This window comes from Bradyrhizobium sp. USDA 4354, assembly GCF_054060315.1.
The window spans coordinates 6,340,886-6,359,781 of record NZ_JBSSDC010000001.1; the positions used below are offsets into that span (position 1 = coordinate 6,340,886).

19 protein-coding genes and 1 pseudogene are annotated in these 18,896 nt (G+C 64.2%); 8 read left to right on the forward strand and 12 right to left on the reverse strand.

From position 1 onward, the window contains the following. Positions 1 to 32 precede the first annotated feature (32 nt). From ACVIIV_RS29620 to ACVIIV_RS29630, 3 genes are read right to left on the reverse strand one after another with little or no spacing between them, the layout of a single operon-like run. Complete coding sequence (locus tag ACVIIV_RS29620; RefSeq protein ID WP_456747313.1) at positions 33 to 671, reverse strand: TerC family protein; 639 nt, start codon at positions 669 to 671, stop codon at positions 33 to 35. Continuing rightward, positions 668 to 1,030: a hypothetical protein gene (locus ACVIIV_RS29625; protein WP_456747314.1), complete on the reverse strand. Its 363-nt coding sequence runs from the start codon at positions 1,028 to 1,030 to the stop codon at positions 668 to 670. The genes ACVIIV_RS29620 and ACVIIV_RS29625 overlap by 4 nt, the downstream gene beginning before the upstream one ends. A 2-nt stretch (positions 1,031 to 1,032) precedes the next feature. Further along, positions 1,033 to 1,506 (reverse strand): tellurite resistance TerB family protein, encoded by a 474-nt coding sequence (locus tag ACVIIV_RS29630; protein WP_456747315.1) that lies wholly within the window; start codon positions 1,504 to 1,506, stop codon positions 1,033 to 1,035. A gap of 510 nt (positions 1,507 to 2,016) precedes the next feature. Between ACVIIV_RS29630 and ACVIIV_RS29635 the strand changes: the two genes are divergently transcribed. Together ACVIIV_RS29635 and ACVIIV_RS29640 are read left to right on the forward strand one after the other, a co-directional pair. Further along, positions 2,017 to 2,202: a hypothetical protein gene (locus ACVIIV_RS29635; RefSeq protein ID WP_456747316.1), complete on the forward strand. Its 186-nt coding sequence runs from the start codon at positions 2,017 to 2,019 to the stop codon at positions 2,200 to 2,202. A 349-nt stretch (positions 2,203 to 2,551) separates the two neighbouring features. Continuing rightward, entirely contained in the window at positions 2,552 to 3,691 is a 1,140-nt protein-coding gene (locus ACVIIV_RS29640; protein WP_456747317.1) for a hypothetical protein, read from the forward strand. Between the two features lie 3 nt (positions 3,692 to 3,694). Here the strand turns inward: ACVIIV_RS29640 and gor are convergent, their stop codons facing one another. Genes gor through rpiA form a run of 3 tightly spaced genes read right to left on the reverse strand, consistent with a single transcriptional unit; the run spans position 3,695 to position 6,394 of the window. Continuing rightward, positions 3,695 to 5,083, reverse strand: coding sequence for a glutathione-disulfide reductase (gene gor, locus ACVIIV_RS29645; RefSeq protein WP_456747318.1), 1,389 nt, complete (start codon positions 5,081 to 5,083; stop codon positions 3,695 to 3,697). A 46-nt stretch (positions 5,084 to 5,129) separates the two neighbouring features. Continuing rightward, positions 5,130 to 5,678 carry a DUF2059 domain-containing protein gene (locus tag ACVIIV_RS29650; protein WP_456747319.1) on the reverse strand — a complete coding sequence of 183 codons (549 nt, stop codon included), beginning with the start codon at positions 5,676 to 5,678 and terminating at the stop codon, positions 5,130 to 5,132. Between the two features lie 11 nt (positions 5,679 to 5,689). Next, the gene (gene rpiA / locus ACVIIV_RS29655) at positions 5,690 to 6,394 is read right to left on the reverse strand and encodes a ribose-5-phosphate isomerase RpiA (protein ID WP_456747320.1); all 705 of its coding nucleotides are present in this window, start codon (positions 6,392 to 6,394) and stop codon (positions 5,690 to 5,692) included. Positions 6,395 to 6,551: 157 nt separating this feature from the next. Between rpiA and ACVIIV_RS29660 the strand changes: the two genes are divergently transcribed. From ACVIIV_RS29660 to ACVIIV_RS29675, 4 genes are all read left to right on the forward strand, one after another. Continuing rightward, positions 6,552 to 7,244 (forward strand): HAD family hydrolase, encoded by a 693-nt coding sequence (locus ACVIIV_RS29660; protein WP_456747321.1) that lies wholly within the window; start codon positions 6,552 to 6,554, stop codon positions 7,242 to 7,244. Between the two features lie 372 nt (positions 7,245 to 7,616). Beyond that, on the forward strand, positions 7,617 to 8,651 hold the full coding sequence (gene moaA, locus ACVIIV_RS29665; protein WP_456747322.1) for a GTP 3',8-cyclase MoaA: 1,035 nt from the start codon (positions 7,617 to 7,619) through the stop codon (positions 8,649 to 8,651). 169 nt (positions 8,652 to 8,820) lie between these two features. Then, on the forward strand, positions 8,821 to 9,402 hold the full coding sequence (locus ACVIIV_RS29670) for a TRAP transporter small permease subunit (RefSeq protein ID WP_456747323.1): 582 nt from the start codon (positions 8,821 to 8,823) through the stop codon (positions 9,400 to 9,402). Between the two features lie 27 nt (positions 9,403 to 9,429). Next, on the forward strand, positions 9,430 to 11,085 hold the full coding sequence (locus tag ACVIIV_RS29675) for a TRAP transporter large permease (protein WP_456747324.1): 1,656 nt from the start codon (positions 9,430 to 9,432) through the stop codon (positions 11,083 to 11,085). Between the two features lie 161 nt (positions 11,086 to 11,246). Here the strand turns inward: ACVIIV_RS29675 and ACVIIV_RS29680 are convergent, their stop codons facing one another. Together ACVIIV_RS29680 and ACVIIV_RS29685 are read right to left on the reverse strand one after the other, a co-directional pair. Further along, a complete protein-coding gene (locus ACVIIV_RS29680; protein ID WP_456747325.1) occupies positions 11,247 to 12,683 on the reverse strand; it encodes an ATP-binding protein in 1,437 nt (478 codons plus the stop codon). Between the two features lies 1 nt (position 12,684). Then, on the reverse strand, positions 12,685 to 13,359 hold the full coding sequence (locus ACVIIV_RS29685; RefSeq protein ID WP_456747326.1) for a response regulator: 675 nt from the start codon (positions 13,357 to 13,359) through the stop codon (positions 12,685 to 12,687). Positions 13,360 to 13,632: 273 nt separating this feature from the next. On the opposite strand from ACVIIV_RS29685, the pseudogene ACVIIV_RS29690 reads away from it, so the two are divergent. Together ACVIIV_RS29690 and ACVIIV_RS29695 are read left to right on the forward strand one after the other, a co-directional pair. Beyond that, a pseudogene (locus tag ACVIIV_RS29690) lies at positions 13,633 to 13,824 on the forward strand (TRAP transporter large permease subunit); the annotation flags it as partial. A 436-nt stretch (positions 13,825 to 14,260) separates the two neighbouring features. Beyond that, positions 14,261 to 14,470, forward strand: coding sequence for a hypothetical protein (locus ACVIIV_RS29695; protein ID WP_456747327.1), 210 nt, complete (start codon positions 14,261 to 14,263; stop codon positions 14,468 to 14,470). Between the two features lie 74 nt (positions 14,471 to 14,544). Here the strand turns inward: ACVIIV_RS29695 and ACVIIV_RS29700 are convergent, their stop codons facing one another. The 4 genes from ACVIIV_RS29700 to ACVIIV_RS29715 all read right to left on the reverse strand — a co-directional run bounded on the left by ACVIIV_RS29700 (position 14,545) and on the right by ACVIIV_RS29715 (position 18,844). After that, positions 14,545 to 14,895, reverse strand: coding sequence for a YunG family protein (locus ACVIIV_RS29700; RefSeq protein ID WP_456747328.1), 351 nt, complete (start codon positions 14,893 to 14,895; stop codon positions 14,545 to 14,547). Between the two features lie 261 nt (positions 14,896 to 15,156). Continuing rightward, complete coding sequence (locus ACVIIV_RS29705; RefSeq protein ID WP_456747329.1) at positions 15,157 to 16,245, reverse strand: TRAP transporter substrate-binding protein; 1,089 nt, start codon at positions 16,243 to 16,245, stop codon at positions 15,157 to 15,159. A 167-nt stretch (positions 16,246 to 16,412) separates the two neighbouring features. Then, complete coding sequence (locus ACVIIV_RS29710; protein WP_456747330.1) at positions 16,413 to 17,501, reverse strand: TRAP transporter substrate-binding protein; 1,089 nt, start codon at positions 17,499 to 17,501, stop codon at positions 16,413 to 16,415. 206 nt (positions 17,502 to 17,707) lie between these two features. Continuing rightward, entirely contained in the window at positions 17,708 to 18,844 is a 1,137-nt protein-coding gene (locus tag ACVIIV_RS29715) for an Mrp/NBP35 family ATP-binding protein (RefSeq protein WP_456747331.1), read from the reverse strand. Between the last annotated feature and the right edge of the window lie 52 nt (positions 18,845 to 18,896).

Genomic DNA, 18,896 nt, shown 5'->3' on the forward strand with positions numbered 1-18,896 from the left:
TGATCACTCCGGATTGCAGACAGGAAAGCGCCTCAGAGACTCGCGATAACAGGCGCGAGCTCGAGCGAGCCCCGATAGATCATCTCGAAGGCGACGTAAATGATGATGGCGAGGCCGACATAGCCGACCCAGCGATGCTTCTGGAGCACGCGGCCGAGCAAATCGGCGGCGACGCCCATCATCGCGACCGACAGCAACAGGCCGAAGACGAGAATGTAGGGATGCTCGCGCGCAGCGCCCGCGACTGCGAGCACGTTGTCAAGCGACATCGAGACATCGGCCGCGACGATCTGCACCGCCGCCTGGCCGAAGGTCTTTCGCTGCACGGGCGCAGCATCCGGGCCGCCGCCATGGCCGAACGCGAGTTGCCGGGAATGCGCAGACTGCTCGCGCAGCTCGCGCCACATCTTCCAGCACACCCAGAGCAGCAGCACGCCGCCGGCGAGCAGCAGGCCGATGACCTGCAGGAGCTGGGTTGCGACGCCGGCGAAGACGATGCGCAGCGCAGTGGCGGCGGCAATGCCGACGATAATGGCCCGGCGGCGCTGCCCGGCCGGCAGGCCCGCCGCGGCGAGACCGATCACGACGGCGTTGTCGCCGGCGAGCACGAGGTCGATCAGGACGACTTGGAACAGCGCGGTCAGCGCGTCGGGGGTGATGAATTCAGTCATGTTTGACCATTCTTCGATACCGACGGATCAAACCAATGCGGCTTGCGGCGCTCGATCCAGTCGAAGACCTTTGAACGGGAGGAGCGCAGCGCAGGCACGTCCTCGGCGAGTAGCGCGAGGCCGAGCGGCAGCATCCAGACGCCGAGCACCGGCAGGAAGGAGAGCACACCGCCAACGATCAGCAGCGTGCCCGAAGGAATCCTGACCCAGCGGCTGGACGGCTTGAGCAGATAGGTAAAGGTGTCGCCCATGCGCGGTGGCAGGCGGTGGACGAGCTTGGCCAGGCGCGGGTCTCCACCGGCCATCTGGTCGGTGGGGCCCTCGGTTTCCATGGTGCGCTCGTCCGGAACTCTGCTCATGCTTACTCCTTCAAGGTGGCCTGCAGCTCGGCGCCCGCTGCACGCGGCACGACCGGCTTCGCGCGCGGCAGCACCAGCGTCAGCAAGCGCAACAATTTGATCGCCTGCACTTCGTGGGGATGTACGTCCTCATCTGCGGCAGCAACGCGCTCCGATAGCTCCACCAGATGGGACGAGAGCGGCAGATTCGAAACCGGCCGCAGCGTGTCGATCACGACATTGGCAAAATCCGGCTCTTCGAGCCGTTCGGCGAGTTCATCGAACATCGCACGGAGCCGTTCGTCCGAAATGTGCGGCGCCAGCTTGCGATCCCTGATGAAACGAATCACCTCGTCGCGCTCGACCGGCGAGACGCGCCGGTCGGCAACCGCAACCAGCGCGCCTACGATCACCAACGCGGCCGCCGCCTGCTCGTTCAAGCTGAACGGCTCCGTGATCTCGATCTCGATCGGATTTGGGGTTTGGGCGTCAGACATCGTAGCTCCCTTAACTTGCGAAATGGCCGCACGGAGCTGCGATGGAGACGAATGGTCGGAGAGAACTAACAGAGGCCCGACAATCGGCCGATCCATCGCATTCGCGCGGGACAGGTCATCCGACATCACGAGGTTTGCCGACATCTGTCGGCGTTCTCGCCAGAGGGGCCCGGATTCTTGTTCGTCTCAGAGATAAAGGGGGGTCTGTCGGAATCAAGGCGATACGACTGCGACCAGCCGCCGCATCGGTTCCCTCATGGCGAAATGTGTCGCGGGATGCGTTGCAACGCTCTTCACGTTGCGGCGCAGAGCCGGGATCCGGAAGGCGATATGTTCCGCCTCCGCGACAAAAAGCGACGGCATCGCAGCAGTGTCACGATGGATTGCTACATCTGCGATCTTGGGAATGAGCGCCCTCGTCGGACGCAGCGCTCCCGCGCCGTCATAGCGCCCGGGCAAGCTTCGGCAACGAAAATGCCATTCATGAATTCGACGATCGCGGAGAAGCGCATGAATCGCATCACATCCTGCACCGGCTGCGGCCACGCGCTTGTCCCGATGCTGACGGCCAATGGCCGCGCGGAACTGATCTGCCTCTGGTGCGAGGGCTTCGACGCGCGCGCGTTGGACATGGCGAAGTGGGCCGATAGCCCGTTCGGCAAGCCCGAGCGGACCGTCCGTCGATCGTTCGAATGAGCCGCGTCAGACGCTGAGCCGCCGGCATTTGCCGGTTGCCGCAACCGGCACGGCTGCATGCCCCTTGCAGGACATGCCGACAAATTAGACAAGATAAGTCGCTCCATCCGACTTGCGGCTTGCGCGGATAGGCCAGGCATGCTGGCGACCCCTGTCGTCTAACCTCAGGTGCAATCTCGATTATTTTCGCGCCGCGTGCAGCCGGCGAGCCTGCAGCGCCGCGCCGCGCTCCGACTGGCCTAAAATTCGCAAGACAGCATTAGGCCCAATTCCCTGCCCTGCCATGACAAGGGGCGGCAAGTTACGTGCGCCCAGCTCCGGGATGAATGGCCTCAGGTCGGAGAATGCCATGAACGTGCATGCTGCCGGAGATCTCAAATTCACCGGTCTCACCCATCCGAACGGCGCGCGGCTGCGCCTCAACGATCAGGATTTCGTGGCGATCGATCGCGACCGGGATGCGAAGTTCGAGGCGACGTACCGGCCGCAAGCGCTCTACAACCGCGCCGACGAGGGCTTTCACGCCAACAACGAGACCTTCCTCCTGCACGAGGTCGCGACCAATCTGCCGATCTACCGGCCCGACACCGGCCCCACCGATTTCCATCTGCATCTGCCGCCGGGCGGGTTTCAGCTCGTGCTGGTCACCTCGGGCGCGTTCACCTTCGACTATGATGGCCGCTTCTACAACGTCGGCCCCGGCGCCGTGATGCTGCAAAGCGCGATCGTGCACCGCCAGCTGTTCTACACCTGGTCGGGCCTGTCGACCGAACAGAATTTGAAGACGCCGCAGACGGTGGTGCCCGACCCGATCTCGATGGGCTATTCAGGCAAATTCCTCGAAGCCTTCATCACCGATCCCACCACGTTTCCGAACCCGACCATCGTCGGTCCGGACCAGATCAATGAAGCCGAGACGCCGCGCGTGGCCTGGAGCCATCCGCTGCACAACCGGCCGGCCGATGCCGGCTTCTGGCTTCAGGATCCCCTGGCGCTGGACGCGCTGTACAAGCCGCTCGCCGGCGGTGCGGTCAAATCGGCGATGCCGGTTTACGTGCGCGATATCGGCATCGAGATTCCCAGCGGTCATCTCGTCACCGGCCATATCATCGCAACCGACCCGCGCGGTCATTCGCTGCTGCCGAAGTCCACGTCGGCCGCTGCGGACGCGAGCTGTTTCGCCAAGGGCGAGGTCGTGATCTACCGCATCATTCGCGGCACGGCCGAATTTCGGAAGAAGGCCGGCGGGAGCTTCGAGCTTTCGGCCGGCGACGTGGTGACGGCGGGCAAGGATTCTATCAGCCTCACGGGTGCCGGCGAAAACACCCAGGTCCTGCGGCTCGGCCTGCTCAAGGGCATGAACGAGCTGCGCAGTTGGACACCGACGCAGCGTGACGAGATCGACGGCCTCGCCGGCCAGATCATCACGCACAAGGACATCCGTCCCCTGCGCACCGAAGGCAAGCCGGTCGGATATCTGTACGGCTGAAAGCTACTCCGCCGCCTGACGCACGTGGCGTGCAGTCGGCGTGCGCATGGTGACGAGCTCTTCGGCCGCGGTCGGATGCAGCGCGATGGTCGCGTCGAAATCGGCCTTGGTCGCCTTCATCTTCACCGCGATTGCCACGGCTTGCGTGATCTCGGCAGCGGCGTCGCCGACGATGTGGCAGCCGAGCACGCGATCGGTCGCACCGTCGACCACGAGCTTCATCAGCACGCGGGTGTCGCGGCCTGACATCGTCGCCTTGATGGGGCGGAACGTCGTCTTGTAGATGTCGACGTGGCTGAATTGCGCGCGCGCCTCGGTTTCGGTGAGACCAACCGTGCCGACCTCCGGCTGCGAGAACACGGCCGTGGGGATGTTGGCATGGTCCACCTGCACCTCGCGCTTGCCGAACACGGTGTCGGCGAAGGCATGGCCCTCGCGGATCGCAACCGGCGTCAGATTGAAGCGGTGGGTGACGTCACCGATCGCATAGATGCTGTCGACCGAGCTCCTGGAGAAATGGTCGACCGCAATGCCGCCGTTGTTCGGGTTGATGGCGACGCCGGCCTTCTCGAGGCCAAGGTTGGCGACGTTGGGATGGCGGCCGATCGCGAACATCACCTGATCGGAGCCAATGCTCGATCCGTTCGACAGATGGGTGGTGAGGCCCTCGCCGTGGCGATCGACCTTGGTCACCGTGCAGCCGGTGAGAATGGTGATGCCCTGCTTCTCCATCTCGGCGCGCACATGGGTGCGCACGTCCTCGTCAAAGCCGCGAAGAATGTTGTCGCCGCGATAGATCACGGTGACGTCGGAGCCGAAGCCGGCGAAGATGCCGGCGAATTCCAGCGCGATATAGCCGCCGCCCTGGATCACGATCCGCTTCGGCAGCTCCTTGAGATGAAACGCCTCGTTGGAGGAGATCACGTGCTCGATGCCGGGAATCGCCGCGCCGTGGTTCGGTGCGCCGCCGGTGGCGATCAGGATGTATTTCGCGGTGATCTTCCTGTCGTTCTCGAGCAGGCGCACGGTGTGCCTGTCTTCGATCATCGCGCGGCTCTTGACGATCTGCGCGCCCGACTTCTCGACATTGGCAGTGTAGGCCGCCTCCAGCCGTGCGATCTCCTTGTCCTTGTTGGCGATCAGCGTCGGCCAGTCGAAGCTGGCGGGCGGAACGGTCCAGCCGAAGCCCGCAGCGTCCTCGAGTTCCTGACGAAAATGCGAGCCGATCACGAACAGCTTCTTCGGCACGCAGCCGCGGATCACGCAGGTGCCGCCCATGCGGTACTCTTCCGCGATCATCACGCGCGCGCTATGGCCGGCCGCGATACGGGCGGCACGCACGCCGCCCGAGCCGCCGCCGATGACGAAGAGGTCGACGTCGAATTCAGCCATTGTCCACTCCGACCCCTTTCAACGATCTCTGATCAGATAGGATCGATCAGATCTCCTTGCCACGCTTGCGCATCTCGGCGCGGAAGGCGCCCATCACGGTCTCGGAGAAGTTCTGGGCCCAGGAATTCATGAAGGCCATGCTGAGCCCGATGGCACGCGGCTCGGCTTCGATCAGCTTCTTGCCCAGCGGCGACTTGTAGAAGGTGACGAGGTCCTTCAGCTCCTGCTCGGTGAACTCGCTGGCATAGATCTGCGCCATGCCTTCGCCGATCTCATTCTGGCGGCCGTTGAGCTGCTGGGCCACGACCCCCGCGACCTCGTTGAGGTCCTTCTGGTAGTTCAGGTTCTGCTGGATCAGCGCGATCTTGGTCTTCTCGACGAGACCGGGCACGGCGCCCGTGTACATCGCGGTGGCGTTCTTGATCTGCAGGATCTCCCTGGCCGCTGCGATCGCCGCAGGCGAGGCCTTGGGCTGAGCCGGTGCCGCGGCGGCCTTGGGGGCCGGCGCCGGCTGCTGCGCCATGGCCGGGGCGGCCGATAGGGCCAGTCCCACAGCGAGAGTCGCGGCCGGCAAAAATTTCAACACGTTCTTCATTCCTGGTCTCCTTAGGGCTTTCGCCGTTCAATCACGCGGATTCCGTCGCCGCCCGCCAGAACAGCCGAGCTGGCCAAGCCGATGAACAAGCCATGCTCGACCACCCCGGGGATGGCGCTCAACGCCTTGGCGAGACCGGGGGGATCCACAATACGTCCGAGCTGGGCATCGACGATCCAGTGGCCGCCATCGGTGACGAAAACGTGGCCGTCCTTGGCCTTGCGGACCGCCATTTGCCCGGAAACGCCGCATTCGGCAAATGCCTTCTCGATCGCACGGTGCGTCGCGCCAAGCCCGAACGGGATGACCTCGACCGGCAGCGGAAACTTGCCGAGCGTCGGCACCCATTTGCTGTCGTCGGCAATCACGATCATGCGATCCGAGGCGGCCGCCACGATCTTCTCGCGCAGCAGCGCGCCGCCGCCGCCCTTGATCAAATTGAGCTCGGGATCGATCTCGTCGGCGCCGTCGACGGTGATGTCGAGATGGTCGATCTCATCCAGCGTCGTCAGCGGCACGCCGCAACGCTCCGCATCGGCCCGCGTCGCCTCGGAGGTCGGCACGCCAATCACCTTGAGCCCGGCGGCGACGCGCTCGCCGAGCAGCTCGACGAAATGTTTGGCCGTCGAGCCGGTGCCGAGCCCGAGCTGCATGCCGTCGCGCACCTCCTCGAGGGCGCGCGCAGCAGCCTGCCGCTTCAACTGGTCCATAGTCACGTGTGCGCCCGCCTCTGAATTCGGAAGGATGCGCCGCCGATCGCGGCCGCTTTCGGCGGCCTATGTAGCCTCGTTTTTCTCGCGGGAACAGGCCTATAAGGTGATCTTATGGGCCCGCCCCTTGCGCGGATACGACCGGGCCGGTAGCGCTTGGATCATGACCTCGTCTCACACCATCGTCTTCGATCTCGACGGCACGCTTGTGGATACGGCGCCCGACCTGATCACTGCCCTGAATTACGTGCTCGACCGCGAAGGCCTGCCGCCGGTGCCGATGGCGTCGGCCCGCAACATGATCGGGGCCGGCGCCCGCAAGCTGATCGAGCGAGGGCTGGAGGCCGAGGGCCGCACCGTCACCCCCGCCGACATGGACCGGATGACAGCGGATTTCATTGCCTATTACGCCGACCATATCGCAGTGGAATCCCGCCCCTTCGAGGGGCTCGAGGCCGCGCTCGATCATTTCGCAGCGCAGGGCCATCGCCTTGCGGTTTGCACCAACAAGCTGGAATGGCTGTCCAAGCGCCTCTTGGACCAGCTCGACCTCAGCCGCCGCTTCGCGGCGATCTGCGGCGCCGACACTTTTGGCGTCCAGAAGCCCGATCCGACCATTTTCCGGGAGACGGTGGCCCGGGCCGGCGGGGATGTGAGGGCCAGCATCATGGTTGGCGACGCTGGAACCGATGTCGGGGTCGCCCGGCGAGCCGGGGTTCCCGTGATCGGGGTGAGCTTCGGCTACACGGACGTGCCGATCGCCGAGCTGAAGCCGGACCGGCTGATCCATCACATGCGCGACCTGCCATCGGCCGCCAGCAGCCTGATGACGGCTTCACCCCTCACAACCGACTGATATAGCTAAGTTATTTCGCGGAACCCTGCATTAACCATCTGTTATCCATGCGCCACGCGCCAATTGCATGCCCCGATCGACGCTCCTAAGGTCGGTGCGGGGATGTGGCGGTTCGCCGCACGGCACGCCAGCCGGCGGTGCCGCCGAAGCCGGTCCGCAAGCCGCCCCGGCCGAAGAAGCCAAAGCCGGCCGCGCCGACCGCAGCGCCGGCCGATGCTGCCCCCGCTTCTAGCTCGCCCTTCCCCGATCCGAACGCAGGCAAGCGCTGAGTTACGGATACCACCCGATTGTCCTAGCCGCGTCCGATGCTTAGATTGCGTCGACGGCACCGCTGAAGGTGCGCCCGTCGCCGTAAGTGACAAGGCATTTGGTATGAACGGACTTTCCGCGAGCCCCCGCGCCGCGCTGTCGAGCGCGATGACCGATCCGTTCGGGCGGACCATCACCTACTTGCGAGTGTCGGTCACTGACCGCTGCGACCTGCGGTGCTTCTACTGTATGTCGGAAGACATGACGTTCCTGCCCAAGGCCGACCTGCTGACGCTGGAGGAACTCGACCGGCTCTGCTCGGCCTTCATCGCCAAGGGCGTGAAGAAGCTGCGACTCACCGGCGGCGAGCCCTTGGTCCGCCGCAACGTGATGACGCTGGTGCGCTCGCTGTCGCGGCACCTGTCGAGCGGCGCGCTGAACGAGCTGACGCTGACCACCAACGGGACCCAGCTTGCGAAACACGCGGGGGAGCTCGCCGATTGCGGCGTCCGCCGCATCAACGTCTCGCTCGACACGCTCGATCCCAAGAAGTTTCGCGAGATCACCCGCTGGGGCGAGATCGACAAGGTGCTCGAGGGTATCGAGGCCGCGCGCGCCGCAGGGCTTGCCGTGAAGATCAACGCCGTCGCCCTGAAGAACCTCAACGAGGACGAGCTGCCCGAGCTGATGCGCTGGGCCCACGGCAAGGGCATGGGCCTGACGCTGATCGAAGTGATGCCGATGGGCGAGATCGGCTCGGGCCGGATCGACCAGTATCTGCCGCTATCGCTGGTGCGCGCCCGCCTCGCCCAGCAATTCACGCTGACGGATCTCGCCGAGAGCACCGGCGGGCCGGCACGCTATGTCAGCGTCGCCGAGACCGGCGGCAAGCTCGGCTTCATCACGCCGATGACCCATAATTTCTGCGAATCCTGCAACCGGGTCCGCATCACCTGCACGGGAACGCTGCACACCTGCCTCGGCCACGAGGATGCCTCCGATTTGCGCAAACCTCTGCGTGCATCGAGCGATGACCTGTTGCTTGCGGATGCGATCGATCGCGCCATCGGGCTGAAGCCCAAGGGCCACGATTTCATCATCGACCGCCGCCACGACCGCCCCAGCGTCAGCAGGCACATGAGCGTGACCGGCGGCTGACACCGTCGGATTACGGTCTTATTCCCCTTAACTATCAACAAACTTCCGATTGACTGGCGGCACGCCCGCTGGTTTGGTGCGGCTGCCTCATGCCTGCGCGGCGAGACAAGCCACGCGCCATCTCGGCGCAGTCAAGACGGCCGGGGCACAATCGGGGGAGGACCTATCGTTGCAAGCGCTCCTTAAGTTGAGCAGCAGGATCGACGCGTTCACGCGCTGGACCGGCAAACGCATTGCGTGGCTGATCGTGCTCGCCGTGATCATCTCGGCAGTCAACGCGATCGTCCGCAAGACGTTCGACACCTCGTCCAATTCGTGGCTCGAGCTGCAATGGGTGCTGTTCAGCATCGTCTTCCTGCTCTGTGCGCCCTGGACGCTGCTCGACAATGAGCACATCCGAATCGACATCGTGAACAACACGCTGCCGAAGAAGACGCGCAACGTGATCGACGTGATCGGTCACCTATTCTTCCTCGTTCCGATCTGCATCGTCATGATCGTCACCGGAGTGCCGTTCTTCCAGCGCTCCTTCCACATCAACGAGCAATCCGGTAACGCCGGCGGCCTGCCGCAATGGCCCGCCAAATCCCTGATCATGATCGGCTTCGCTTTCCTGCTCGTGCAAGCCATCTCCGAGCTGATCAAGCGGATTGCGGTGATGCGCGGATTGATACCAGATCCGCATGAATCCCAGGTGTCGGCGCTCGAGGCCGAAGTCGAGCATCTCGTCGAAGCGATCGAGAAGAAGTAGCCGTTGGCGACGGTGTAGGGGGAATTCATGACCGCATTCATTATCGCCAATATGGCGCCCATCATGTTCGCGTCGCTGGTCGTCATGCTGCTGCTTGGCTACCCGGCAGCATTCTCGCTCGGCGCCGTCGGCTTGTTCTTCGCCATCGTCGGCGTCGAGCTCGGCCAGTTCCACCCCGACTTCCTCCAGGCGCTGCCGGAGCGGGTCTACGGCGTGATGAACAACGACACCCTGCTCGCAATTCCCTTCTTCACCTTCATGGGACTGGTGCTGGAGCGGTCGGGCATGGCGGAGGATCTGCTCGACACCATCGGCCAGCTGTTCGGCACCATCCGCGGCGGCCTCGCTTATGCCGTGATCTTCGTCGGCGCACTGCTTGCCGCGACGACGGGCGTGGTTGCGGCGTCCGTGATCTCGATGGGCCTGATCTCGCTGCCGATCATGTTGCGCTATGGCTATGACCGCCGCGTCGCAGCTGGTGTCATCGCCGCGTCCGGCACGCTGGCGCAGATCATTCCGCCCTCGCTCGTCCTGATCGTGATGGCCGACCAGCTCGGCAAGTCCGTCGGCGACATGTACGAAGGCGCCTTCATCCCGGGCCTCGTGCTCGCCGGCCTCTATGCCGTCTACGCATTCCTCGTCAGCATGATCTTCCCGAAGGCCGCGCCGGGCCTGCCGAAGGAGGCCATCGGCTTCCGCGAGGAGAGTGGCAGCCGCGGCCTCGTCTCCCTCGGCATGCTGTTCCTCGCGAGCTGCGTGTTCGGATGGTTCATGATGCGCAATTCGAACGTGCATGGCGCCGATTACGTCGTGCTCAGCATGTTTTACGGCATCATCTTCGCCTTCGCCGTCGCGGTGTTGAACTGGATTGTCGACAAGCTGACAGGCTTCCGTTTCCTGTCCAAGATGGCCCAGCAGACCACCTTCGTCATGGTGCCGCCGCTGTTCCTGATCTTCCTGGTGCTGGGCACGATCTTCATCGGCATCGCGACCCCGACCGAAGGCGGCGCGATGGGTGCCGCCGGTGCCCTCATCCTCGGCGCCGCGAAGCGCCGGCTGAGCTGGGACCTGATCCGGCAGGCCACAGAATCGACTGCCAAGCTGTCGGCTTTTGTCGTCTTCATCCTGGTCGGCGCCCGCATCTTTTCGCTCACCTTTTACGGGGTCAACGGGCACGTCTGGGTCGAGCACCTGCTGACCTCGCTGCCCGGCGGCCAGGTCGGCTTCCTGATCTTCGTCAACGCCCTCGTGTTCGTGCTGGCCTTCTTCCTCGACTTCTTCGAGCTGGCCTTCATCGTGATCCCGCTGCTCGGACCTGCCGCCGAACACCTCGGCATCGACCTGATCTGGTTCGGCGTCATTCTCGGCGTCAACATGCAGACCTCGTTCATGCACCCGCCGTTCGGCTTCGCCCTGTTCTATCTTCGATCGGTCGCACCGAAGGAGCGATACACAGATCGCGTCACCGGCAAGCGGATGGACCCTGTGACCACGGGCCAGATCTACTGGGGTGCGGTGCCGTTCGTCGTCATCCAGATCATCATGGTTGGCCTCGTGATCGCGTTCCCTGCGATGGTGATGCACTACAAGGGCGTCCAGACCAACGTCGATCCCAGCACGATCAAGATCGAGGTGCCGCAGATCGAGCTCCCGCCGCTGGATCTCGGCCCGCCGCAGAAGTAGCGGAGCGCGCTTTGTTCCTTCTCCCCTTGTGGGAGAAGGTGGCATAGGCGGCCTACGGCCGCCGTCTTAAGAAGATGCCGACGCGTAGCGTCGGCTACGGCGCCGGATGAGGGGTTCTCTCCACGCGCTCAATTGAGAGTGGGACTCGCGGAGAGACCCCCTCACCCGTCTCGCCGCAATCGCGGCGAGCCACCCTCTCCCACAAGGGGAGAGTGTGCAGCGTCGCTGCCGCGCCAGTTCTTCTCAACAGGCTTTGGCGCATCTGCCAGCCGAAACCGCAGCGTGAACTCGGCCCCGCCCCCCGGAAGATTCTCCACCGCAATCGTCGCGGCGTGATCATCCGCCACGGCGCGCACGATCGAGAGTCCCAGTCCCGCGCCGTCGCTGCGCCGGCGGTCGGCGCGCCAGAAGCGCTGGAAGATCAGCTCGCGCTCGGCTTCCGGGATGCCCGGGCCGTGGTCGCGCACGCGCACCGAACCGTCGTCGCGCACCTCAATCTCGACGGAGGTGTCCTTCGCCGTGAACTTGATGGCGTTTTCGGCGAGATTGAAGACCGCGCGCTGGAGCATCTCTGAATTGCCGTGGATCAGGACCGGCGCGTCGGTACCCTTCAATGCGATGTCCTTGTGCTGCGCGATCGCGAATGGCGCGATCGATCCGACCACCTCGGCGCAGACGGCGCGCAAATCGGCGGCCTCGCCGGGGTCGAGCACCAGCGTGTCGAGCTCGGCGATCTCCAGCAGCTGGGCGACGATGCGGCTCATGGCCTCGATGTCGGCATGCAGCGCCGTCCGCGCCGCACGGTCATCGAGCGTCTCGATCCGCGTGCGCAGGATCGTGAGCGGCGTCCGCAATTGATGCGCGGCATCCGCCGTGAACTGCCGCTGCACGCGAAAGCCAGCCTCGAGGCGATCGAGCGCCTGGTTCACGGCGGTGACCAGCGGCACGATCTCGCGCGGGATCTGCGCCGTCGGCAGGCGGATGTCGGTGCGCGCCGGGCCGATATTGCTGGCCTCCTGCGAGGCCTTCCACAGCGGCGCAATCGCGCGGCGGAAGATGATGATGTCGGTGGCAAGCAGGACCAGGAGGATCGGGATGGTGATCCACCCTACCCGCCGGAAGAAGTTCGAGACGATGTCGTCGATGATGACGTCGCGGTGCGCGAGGTCCTCGGCAACCTGGATGCGCACCGTCCTGCCGGCAATATCGCGGGTGACGCTCGCACCGGAGATGGTCTCCGAGAATCGCGGTGGCGCCGCAGAGGCGGAGCGCCGGTGCGAGGAGAACAGCAACCTTCCGTCAGCATCGCGAATGTCGAACTGATAGCGGCCGTAAGCGTCCGAATAAAGTCCCTTGAGGCTGTCGGGCAGGTTGAAGGTCAGGGTGCCGTCCGGCTGCGCGACCATGCGCTCCGCCAGCACTTCGGCCTGCGCGCGCATGGCATCGCGATGCAGCTGGTCGATCTCGGAATTGAGCAGCCAGAACAGCACCAGCGGCAGGAAGATCGCGACCACCGCGACCGCGACGATGTGCAGGAACACGATGCGCGAGATCAGCGATTTGAACGTGAGCGATCTGACATGGCCCCCGGCGGGCACGCTATTTCTCCTCGGTCATGAGATAGCCGACGCCCCGGACGGTGTGGATCACGACCTTGGCCCCGTGCTCGGCCAGCTGCTTGCGCAGCCGCGAGACATAGACCTCGACCGCGTTGGAGGCGACTTCGCCTTCGAGCCCAAAGATGTGATCCTCGACGTTCTTCTTCGGCACCACTCGCCCCTGCCGGCGCAGCAGGATCTCGAGCACCGAGGTCTCGCGCGCGGAGATGATCCGCGGCTGGTCGTCGACGAAGATTTGGCGGCTCTCGGTGTCGTAGACGAGGTTGGCGAGACTGAGCGAGCGGCCGAGCAGCTGGCCGGGCCGGCGCAGGATGGCCTCCAGCCGCGCCACCAGTTCCTCCATTGCGAACGGCTTTGCCAAATAGTCGTCGGCCCCGCTGCGCAGGCCGGTGACGCGATCCTGCAAGCCGCCGCGCGCGGTCAGCACCAGCACCGGCAGCGGCTCCATCTTGAGGCGCAGCTCGCGCAGCACCGACAGGCCGTCGCCGTCGGGCAGGCCGAGGTCGAGGATCATCGCGGCATAGCTGACGCTGCTCACCGCCTCGCGCGCCTCGGCCGCGCTGCCGACGATATCGCTCTGGTAGCCGGCCGCCGCGAGCCCCGCCGCAACGAGCCGCGACAGCTCGGCATTGTCCTCGACGATCAGAAGACGCATCACAGTCCCGATGGATACCTGGCTCGCCGCACAGCCCCGGCGGCATCTTCGCTCTCTTCCACCATTCTGGCCGGCGCGGCCAGCGAAAAAGTGTCCGGCGGCCATCCGCCTGTCAGGTTCGTGTAAGCTAATCATCGCTGGCGGATTTCGGTCTCGACCGCGCCGCGCCGGGGATCCATCCCTACCCCCACGCCGCGTTTTCATTGGCGAAAAGTTGTTTGCTAGCGTTTCGGCTCCAGCAAGCTTCTCCCCCTGACCAACGGACGAGCCCCATGGCTCGGCTGCAACGGTGGCGTCTGGCTGGAGCACATGCTGACGTCGCTGCCGGGCGGCGTCTGGGGCTTCCTGATCTTCATCAACCTGTTCATCTTCTTCATCGCCTTCTTCCCCGATTTCTTCGAGATCGCCTTCATCATCATCCCCATGATCGCGCCGATCGCGCACAAGCTGCTCACCCCTGTCGTCGCAGGGTTATCGCATATGCTTTCACGGGGACTGTCCGCGGGCTTGCTCCGCCTCCCGCTTGCGGGAGAGGCCGACGCGCTCGCAGAGCGCGGCGGGTGAGGGCTCTCACCGCGCAGGGACATACTCGGCAAATTCTCGACAACCCCAACGCGGAGACACCCTCTCCCCAACCCTCCCCCGCAAGCGGGGGAGGGAGCCCAGTGCCGATGCCGCCGCATCGTGCACGCCATATGCGATAGCCCTGCCTGTCGTCGGCGCGGATGCTGCCTTGATCTGGTTTGGTCTCATGCTCTACGTCAACATGCAGACCTCCTTCCTGCATCCCCCTTCGGCTTCACCGCCACTCGATTTCGGCCGGCCGAACAATTGATCCGCGGAACATCTGCTTCTGAACGGAGTTGATCCAAGGCTCAGGATTGGCGCCTGGAGCAGCCCGATGTCGTACTTTCAAACTGGCCAAGACCGAGACCTCCGCATCTGCAAGGTGCTCTCTGACGTCTTTTGTGCGATCTTGCTCGCTACCTTCTCGATCGCCTTTTTCGGCTGGCTCGGCGGCATTGCCGCCTTCGTTATCCTCGAAGCTGGCCTGCTCGGACTCGATTGGCTCATGCCAAGCGCGAAAGACGCTGCGGGCGTCATCCGCTAGCCGCTTTCCTGATGCTCGGAAATTGCCGGGAAGCGAACCTCCGATAACGGCAAGAGCAATCTCGGCTGCTGCAGCTAGCCTGGTCCGGCCCAGTGCTCCCGAAACGCTGCTCTGAGTTCAGCCAGTTGGTCGCTCGTTGCCCCCGACTGTGCGTCGGCCCTGTTCGTCGGCACGTCCACGTACGCGATCGGCTGATCGAACTGGCACGCCGTGAAGTCGTATCGCTTGCCTCCGATCCGATTGTAGAAATGATCGCCGGCCGGAAGAGGCGTCTTCAGCAAGTCACCGCCGAAGAGCTCGTGAACGGGCAGCGAGGTGACGTTGCATTGTCCTGCCGCCGGATTGCTCGCCGTCCATTGGCTGGCCGTCGACAGTGACCACGCCCTGCGCAGTGCGCTTTGGACTTGATCGGGATCGAAGCTCATCGGATTCCCCGGGCCCGGCACCGAGCCGAAAATTCGGATTATACGATTATGACCTTCTACCACTGTTTTGCCCGACGCATCAAGTGAGTTCGGCAATTCCGCAGAAGCTCGCGCTACGCCGCCAAGTCATTGATAAAGCTGTCCCCGCCTACTGTGCATGGGGTTGTTTTCGATGTTTTTGTTTGGACGTCCTTCGGAACGCTGAAACGACAGCGCCCCGGAGCCTTTGCTCCGGGGCGCTCCATGCGACGGACAGGGCGATCAGCTTTGCGACCGCCGCGCCATGAAGATGTCGTAGCCGACCTCGGCGACCTGGAACCAGGCATAGCCGTCGCTCGTGAACTTGGCGAGCGAGTCGTTTACCTTCTTGAAGTTGGGGTTGGTCGCAGCGACTTCGGCGTGCAGCTCCTTGGCGGCCTTGTGGCAGGCATCCATGATCGAGGGCGAGAAGGCGTGCAGCTTGGTGCCGCCCGCGAGCAGCTTCTTCAGCGCCAGCGGATTGGCGTTGTCGTAGCGTGCCATCATGTAGTTGTTGGCGTAGTGGCCGGCCTGCTCCAGCACGCTCTGGTAATATTTCGGCAGCGCGTTCCATTTGTCGAGATTGACGAAGGCCAGCAGCATCGGCCCGCCTTCCCACCAGCCGGGATAGTAGTAGTGCGGCGCGATCTTGTAGAAGCCGAGCTTCTCGTCGTCATAGGGGCCGACCCATTCGGCGGCATCGATGGTACCCTTCTCCAGCGCTGGATAGATATCGCCGCCGGCGAGTTGCTGCGGCACCACGCCGAGCTTCTGGAGCACGCGGCCGGTGAAGCCGCCGATGCGGAATTTCATGCCCTTGAGGTCCTCGGGTGTGTTGACCTCTTTCCTGAACCAGCCGCCCATCTGGCAGCCGGTGTTGCCAGCGAGCAGCGAGATAACATTGTAGCTCTTGTAGAACTCGTTGAGAATGTCGCGGCCGCCGCCCAGCATGTACCAGGCCTGGTTGATGCGCATGTTGGGACCAAACGGCACGGCCGAGCCGAAAGTGAAGGTCGGGTCCTTGCCGAAATAATAGTAGGACGCGGTGTGGCCGATCTCGCAGGTGCCGTTCTGCACGGCGTCGAGGACCTGGAGACCCGGCACGATCTCGCCAGCTGCGAAGATCTGGATCTGGAATTTGTTGTCGGTCGCCTCCGCGACCATCTTGCACATCATCTCGGCGCCGCCAAACAGCGTGTCGAGCGACTTCGGCCAGCTCGTCGGCATGCGCCATTTGATTTCCGGCATCGACTGCGCGATCGCGGGCGCCGCGAGCGTGGCGGCACCGGCCGCACCAAGTCCTGTGACCTTGATGAAGTCTCTTCTCTTCATGATTTCCTACCCTGATGAATCTGCTTGTGGAGCCTTCTTGCCGAGGCTTTCCGCCAGCATGGAACATCGCCGAGCCGAATGCCATCCCGATCGCACTGCGATCAGAAAGAAAAAGCCCGGCCTCCTGGGGAGGCCGGGCAATCCGGTCTTACGACTTAAGCCGTAGATCAACCGCGGGTGCGCGAGCGGATCATGAAGCTGTCATAGGTGTATTCGGCAACCTGCCACCACAGATATTCGTCGGAGCGGTAGGCCTGCATGGCGTCGATCGACTTCTTGAAGTCGGCGTTCTTGCCCGAGATCTCGGCCCACAGCTCGTTGGTGGCCTTGAGGCAGGCTTCCAGCACCTCGTTGGTGAAGGGACGAAGCTGGGTGCCGCCGGCGACCAGACGCTTCAGCGCCGCCGGGTTCTGCATGTCGTAGCGCGCCGCCATCCAGGCGTTGGCATTGGCCGTCGCGTTGGTGAGGATCGCCTGGTAGTTCTTCGGCAGCGCATTGAACTTTTCCAGGTTGGCGAAGGCGTGGACGGTCGGACCGCCTTCCCAGAAGCCTGGATAATAGTAGTACTTGGCGACCTTAGCGAAGCCGAGCTTCTCGTCATCATAGGGGCCGACCCACTCGGCAGCGTCGATGGTGCCCTTTTCCAGCGCCGGATAAATGTCGCCGCCAGCGAGCTGCTGCGGCACCACGCCGACCTTCTGCAGCACCTGCCCGGCAATGCCGCCGATGCGCATCTTCAGGCCGGAGAGGTCGGCAACGGTCTTGATCTCCTTGCGGAACCAGCCGCCCATCTGGGTGCCGGTGTTGCCGCAGGGGAAGCCAATCACATTCGACTTCTTGAAGAACTCGTTGGCGAGCTCGTTGCCGCCACCCTGATACAGCCACGAATTCTGCTGGCGCGCGTTGAGGCCGAACGGCACCGAGGCGAAGATCGCGAACGTCGGGTCCTTGCCGACGTAGTAGTACGAGACAGTATGGCACATCTCGACCGTGCCGCTCGAGGTCGCATCGAGGGCTTGGAGGCCGGGCACGATTTCACCGGCCGCGAACACTTGAATCTGGAACTTGTTGTCGGTCATCTCGGCGACGTATTTCGCCACCTGGTCGGCGCCGCCATAGATGGTGTCGAGCGACTTCGGGAAGCTCGAAGTCAGGCGCCACTTCACCTCGGGCGAGGACTGCGCGATCGCCGGCGAGGCCACCGCGGTCGCCGCCGCGCCTGCTGCCGACACTTTGAGAAAATCACGACGCTTCATCTTCAGGTCTCTCCTTGCTGGGGCGTTTCCCCTTGACTTCTCTTCTTGCCGCCGCTCATTCCGGCGACGCATTGGGACCGCGTCGAACCGAAGGGGCTTGACTGCCGTGGGCCTTTAACACGGAAGTCCCGCTTGCGGAACGCGACAATGGCATGACGGGGCTCTACGAAAGTCGCATGTCCCCGCAGCTTGCTTTGTCGACCGGTTCAGGCCGCCGCGATGACGCCCTTGAGCTGGTCCCGGACCTGGCCGGCGATGGCGCGGTAGATCGTCGCATGAGGGCCGTCCGGCTCGCTGTCGACGACGGGATTGCCGGCGTCCGAGGTGGCGCGAATCGCCATGTGCAGGGGAATCTCGCCCAGGAACGCTACCCCGAGCTTCTCGGCCTCGTGCCGCGCCCCGCCATGGCCGAAAATGTCCGACCGCGTGCCGCAATGCGGGCACTGGAAGTAGCTCATGTTCTCAACGATGCCGAGCACGGGCACGTTGACCTTTTTGAACATGGCAAGCCCACGCCGCGCGTCGATCAGGGACAGGTCCTGCGGGGTCGAGACGATCACGGCGCCCTTGAGCGGCACGTTCTGCGCCAGCGTGAGCTGGGCATCGCCGGTGCCCGGCGGCATGTCGACGACCAGCACGTCGAGCTTGCCCCATTCGACGTCGCGCAGCATCTGCGTCACCGCCGACATCACCATGGGACCGCGCCAGATCATCGCGGTCTCCTCCTCGACCAGGAAGCCGATCGACATGATGGCGAGGCCGAAACGCCGAAGCGGAATCATCTTGCGCTCGTCGTTCAGCTCCGGCTTGTCGCGCAGGCCCGTCAGGCGCGGCACCGAGGGGCCGTAGATGTCGGCATCGAGCAGCCCGACCTTCAGGCCGAGGTCGCGCAGGCCGAGCGCCAGATTGAGCGCGGTGGTCGACTTGCCCACCCCGCCCTTGCCGGAGGCGACCGCGATCACGGCGGCAACGCCGGGTATTTCCGACTGCCGCGCCATCGGCGACCCACCGCCCTGCGGCGGCTTGTGGGCATGGGCCGGCTGCACGCCGGGCGTGCCGCGGCTCGGCTGCGGGGGTGGCGGCGGCGCGGAGCCCGGCTTGCGCTCGGCAGTCAGCGCCACCATGACGGTGGTGACGCCGGGAATGGTGCGCACGGCGGCCTCCGCTTCAGCCCGGACAGATTCCCAGGCCCTTGCCTCGGCGGCATCGACATTGATCGAGAAGAACACCTTGCCGTCCGACGCGCTGATCGCGCTCAGCACATTGGCATGGGGGAGCGCGACCCCGCGGGGTGATTTGACCCTGGCGAGGCTGTCGAGAACCTGTTGCTGCGTCACGCTCAAAGCGCATCTCCTAGAGTTGAGGATGCCCCATTAGAGCGGAAACGCCCAAAAG

Excerpts from the sequence above, each read along its gene's own strand:
- ACVIIV_RS29705 (WP_456747329.1), bottom strand. The coding sequence starts at position 16,245 with ATGAAGAGAAGAGACTTCATCAAGGTCACAGGACTTGGTGCGGCCGGT.
- ACVIIV_RS29685 (WP_456747326.1), bottom strand. The coding sequence starts at position 13,359 with ATGCGTCTTCTGATCGTCGAGGACAATGCCGAGCTGTCGCGGCTCGTT.
- ACVIIV_RS29660 (WP_456747321.1), top strand. The coding sequence starts at position 6,552 with ATGACCTCGTCTCACACCATCGTCTTCGATCTCGACGGCACGCTTGTG.
- ACVIIV_RS29620 (WP_456747313.1), bottom strand. The coding sequence starts at position 671 with ATGACTGAATTCATCACCCCCGACGCGCTGACCGCGCTGTTCCAAGTC.
- ACVIIV_RS29700 (WP_456747328.1), bottom strand. The coding sequence starts at position 14,895 with ATGAGCTTCGATCCCGATCAAGTCCAAAGCGCACTGCGCAGGGCGTGG.
- ACVIIV_RS29695 (WP_456747327.1), top strand. The coding sequence starts at position 14,261 with ATGTCGTACTTTCAAACTGGCCAAGACCGAGACCTCCGCATCTGCAAG.
- ACVIIV_RS29635 (WP_456747316.1), top strand. The coding sequence starts at position 2,017 with ATGAATCGCATCACATCCTGCACCGGCTGCGGCCACGCGCTTGTCCCG.
- ACVIIV_RS29710 (WP_456747330.1), bottom strand. The coding sequence starts at position 17,501 with ATGAAGCGTCGTGATTTTCTCAAAGTGTCGGCAGCAGGCGCGGCGGCG.
- gor (WP_456747318.1), bottom strand. The coding sequence starts at position 5,083 with ATGGCTGAATTCGACGTCGACCTCTTCGTCATCGGCGGCGGCTCGGGC.
- ACVIIV_RS29630 (WP_456747315.1), bottom strand. The coding sequence starts at position 1,506 with ATGTCTGACGCCCAAACCCCAAATCCGATCGAGATCGAGATCACGGAG.
- ACVIIV_RS29675 (WP_456747324.1), top strand. The coding sequence starts at position 9,430 with ATGACCGCATTCATTATCGCCAATATGGCGCCCATCATGTTCGCGTCG.
- ACVIIV_RS29640 (WP_456747317.1), top strand. The coding sequence starts at position 2,552 with ATGAACGTGCATGCTGCCGGAGATCTCAAATTCACCGGTCTCACCCAT.
- moaA (WP_456747322.1), top strand. The coding sequence starts at position 7,617 with ATGAACGGACTTTCCGCGAGCCCCCGCGCCGCGCTGTCGAGCGCGATG.
- ACVIIV_RS29650 (WP_456747319.1), bottom strand. The coding sequence starts at position 5,678 with ATGAAGAACGTGTTGAAATTTTTGCCGGCCGCGACTCTCGCTGTGGGA.
- ACVIIV_RS29625 (WP_456747314.1), bottom strand. The coding sequence starts at position 1,030 with ATGAGCAGAGTTCCGGACGAGCGCACCATGGAAACCGAGGGCCCCACC.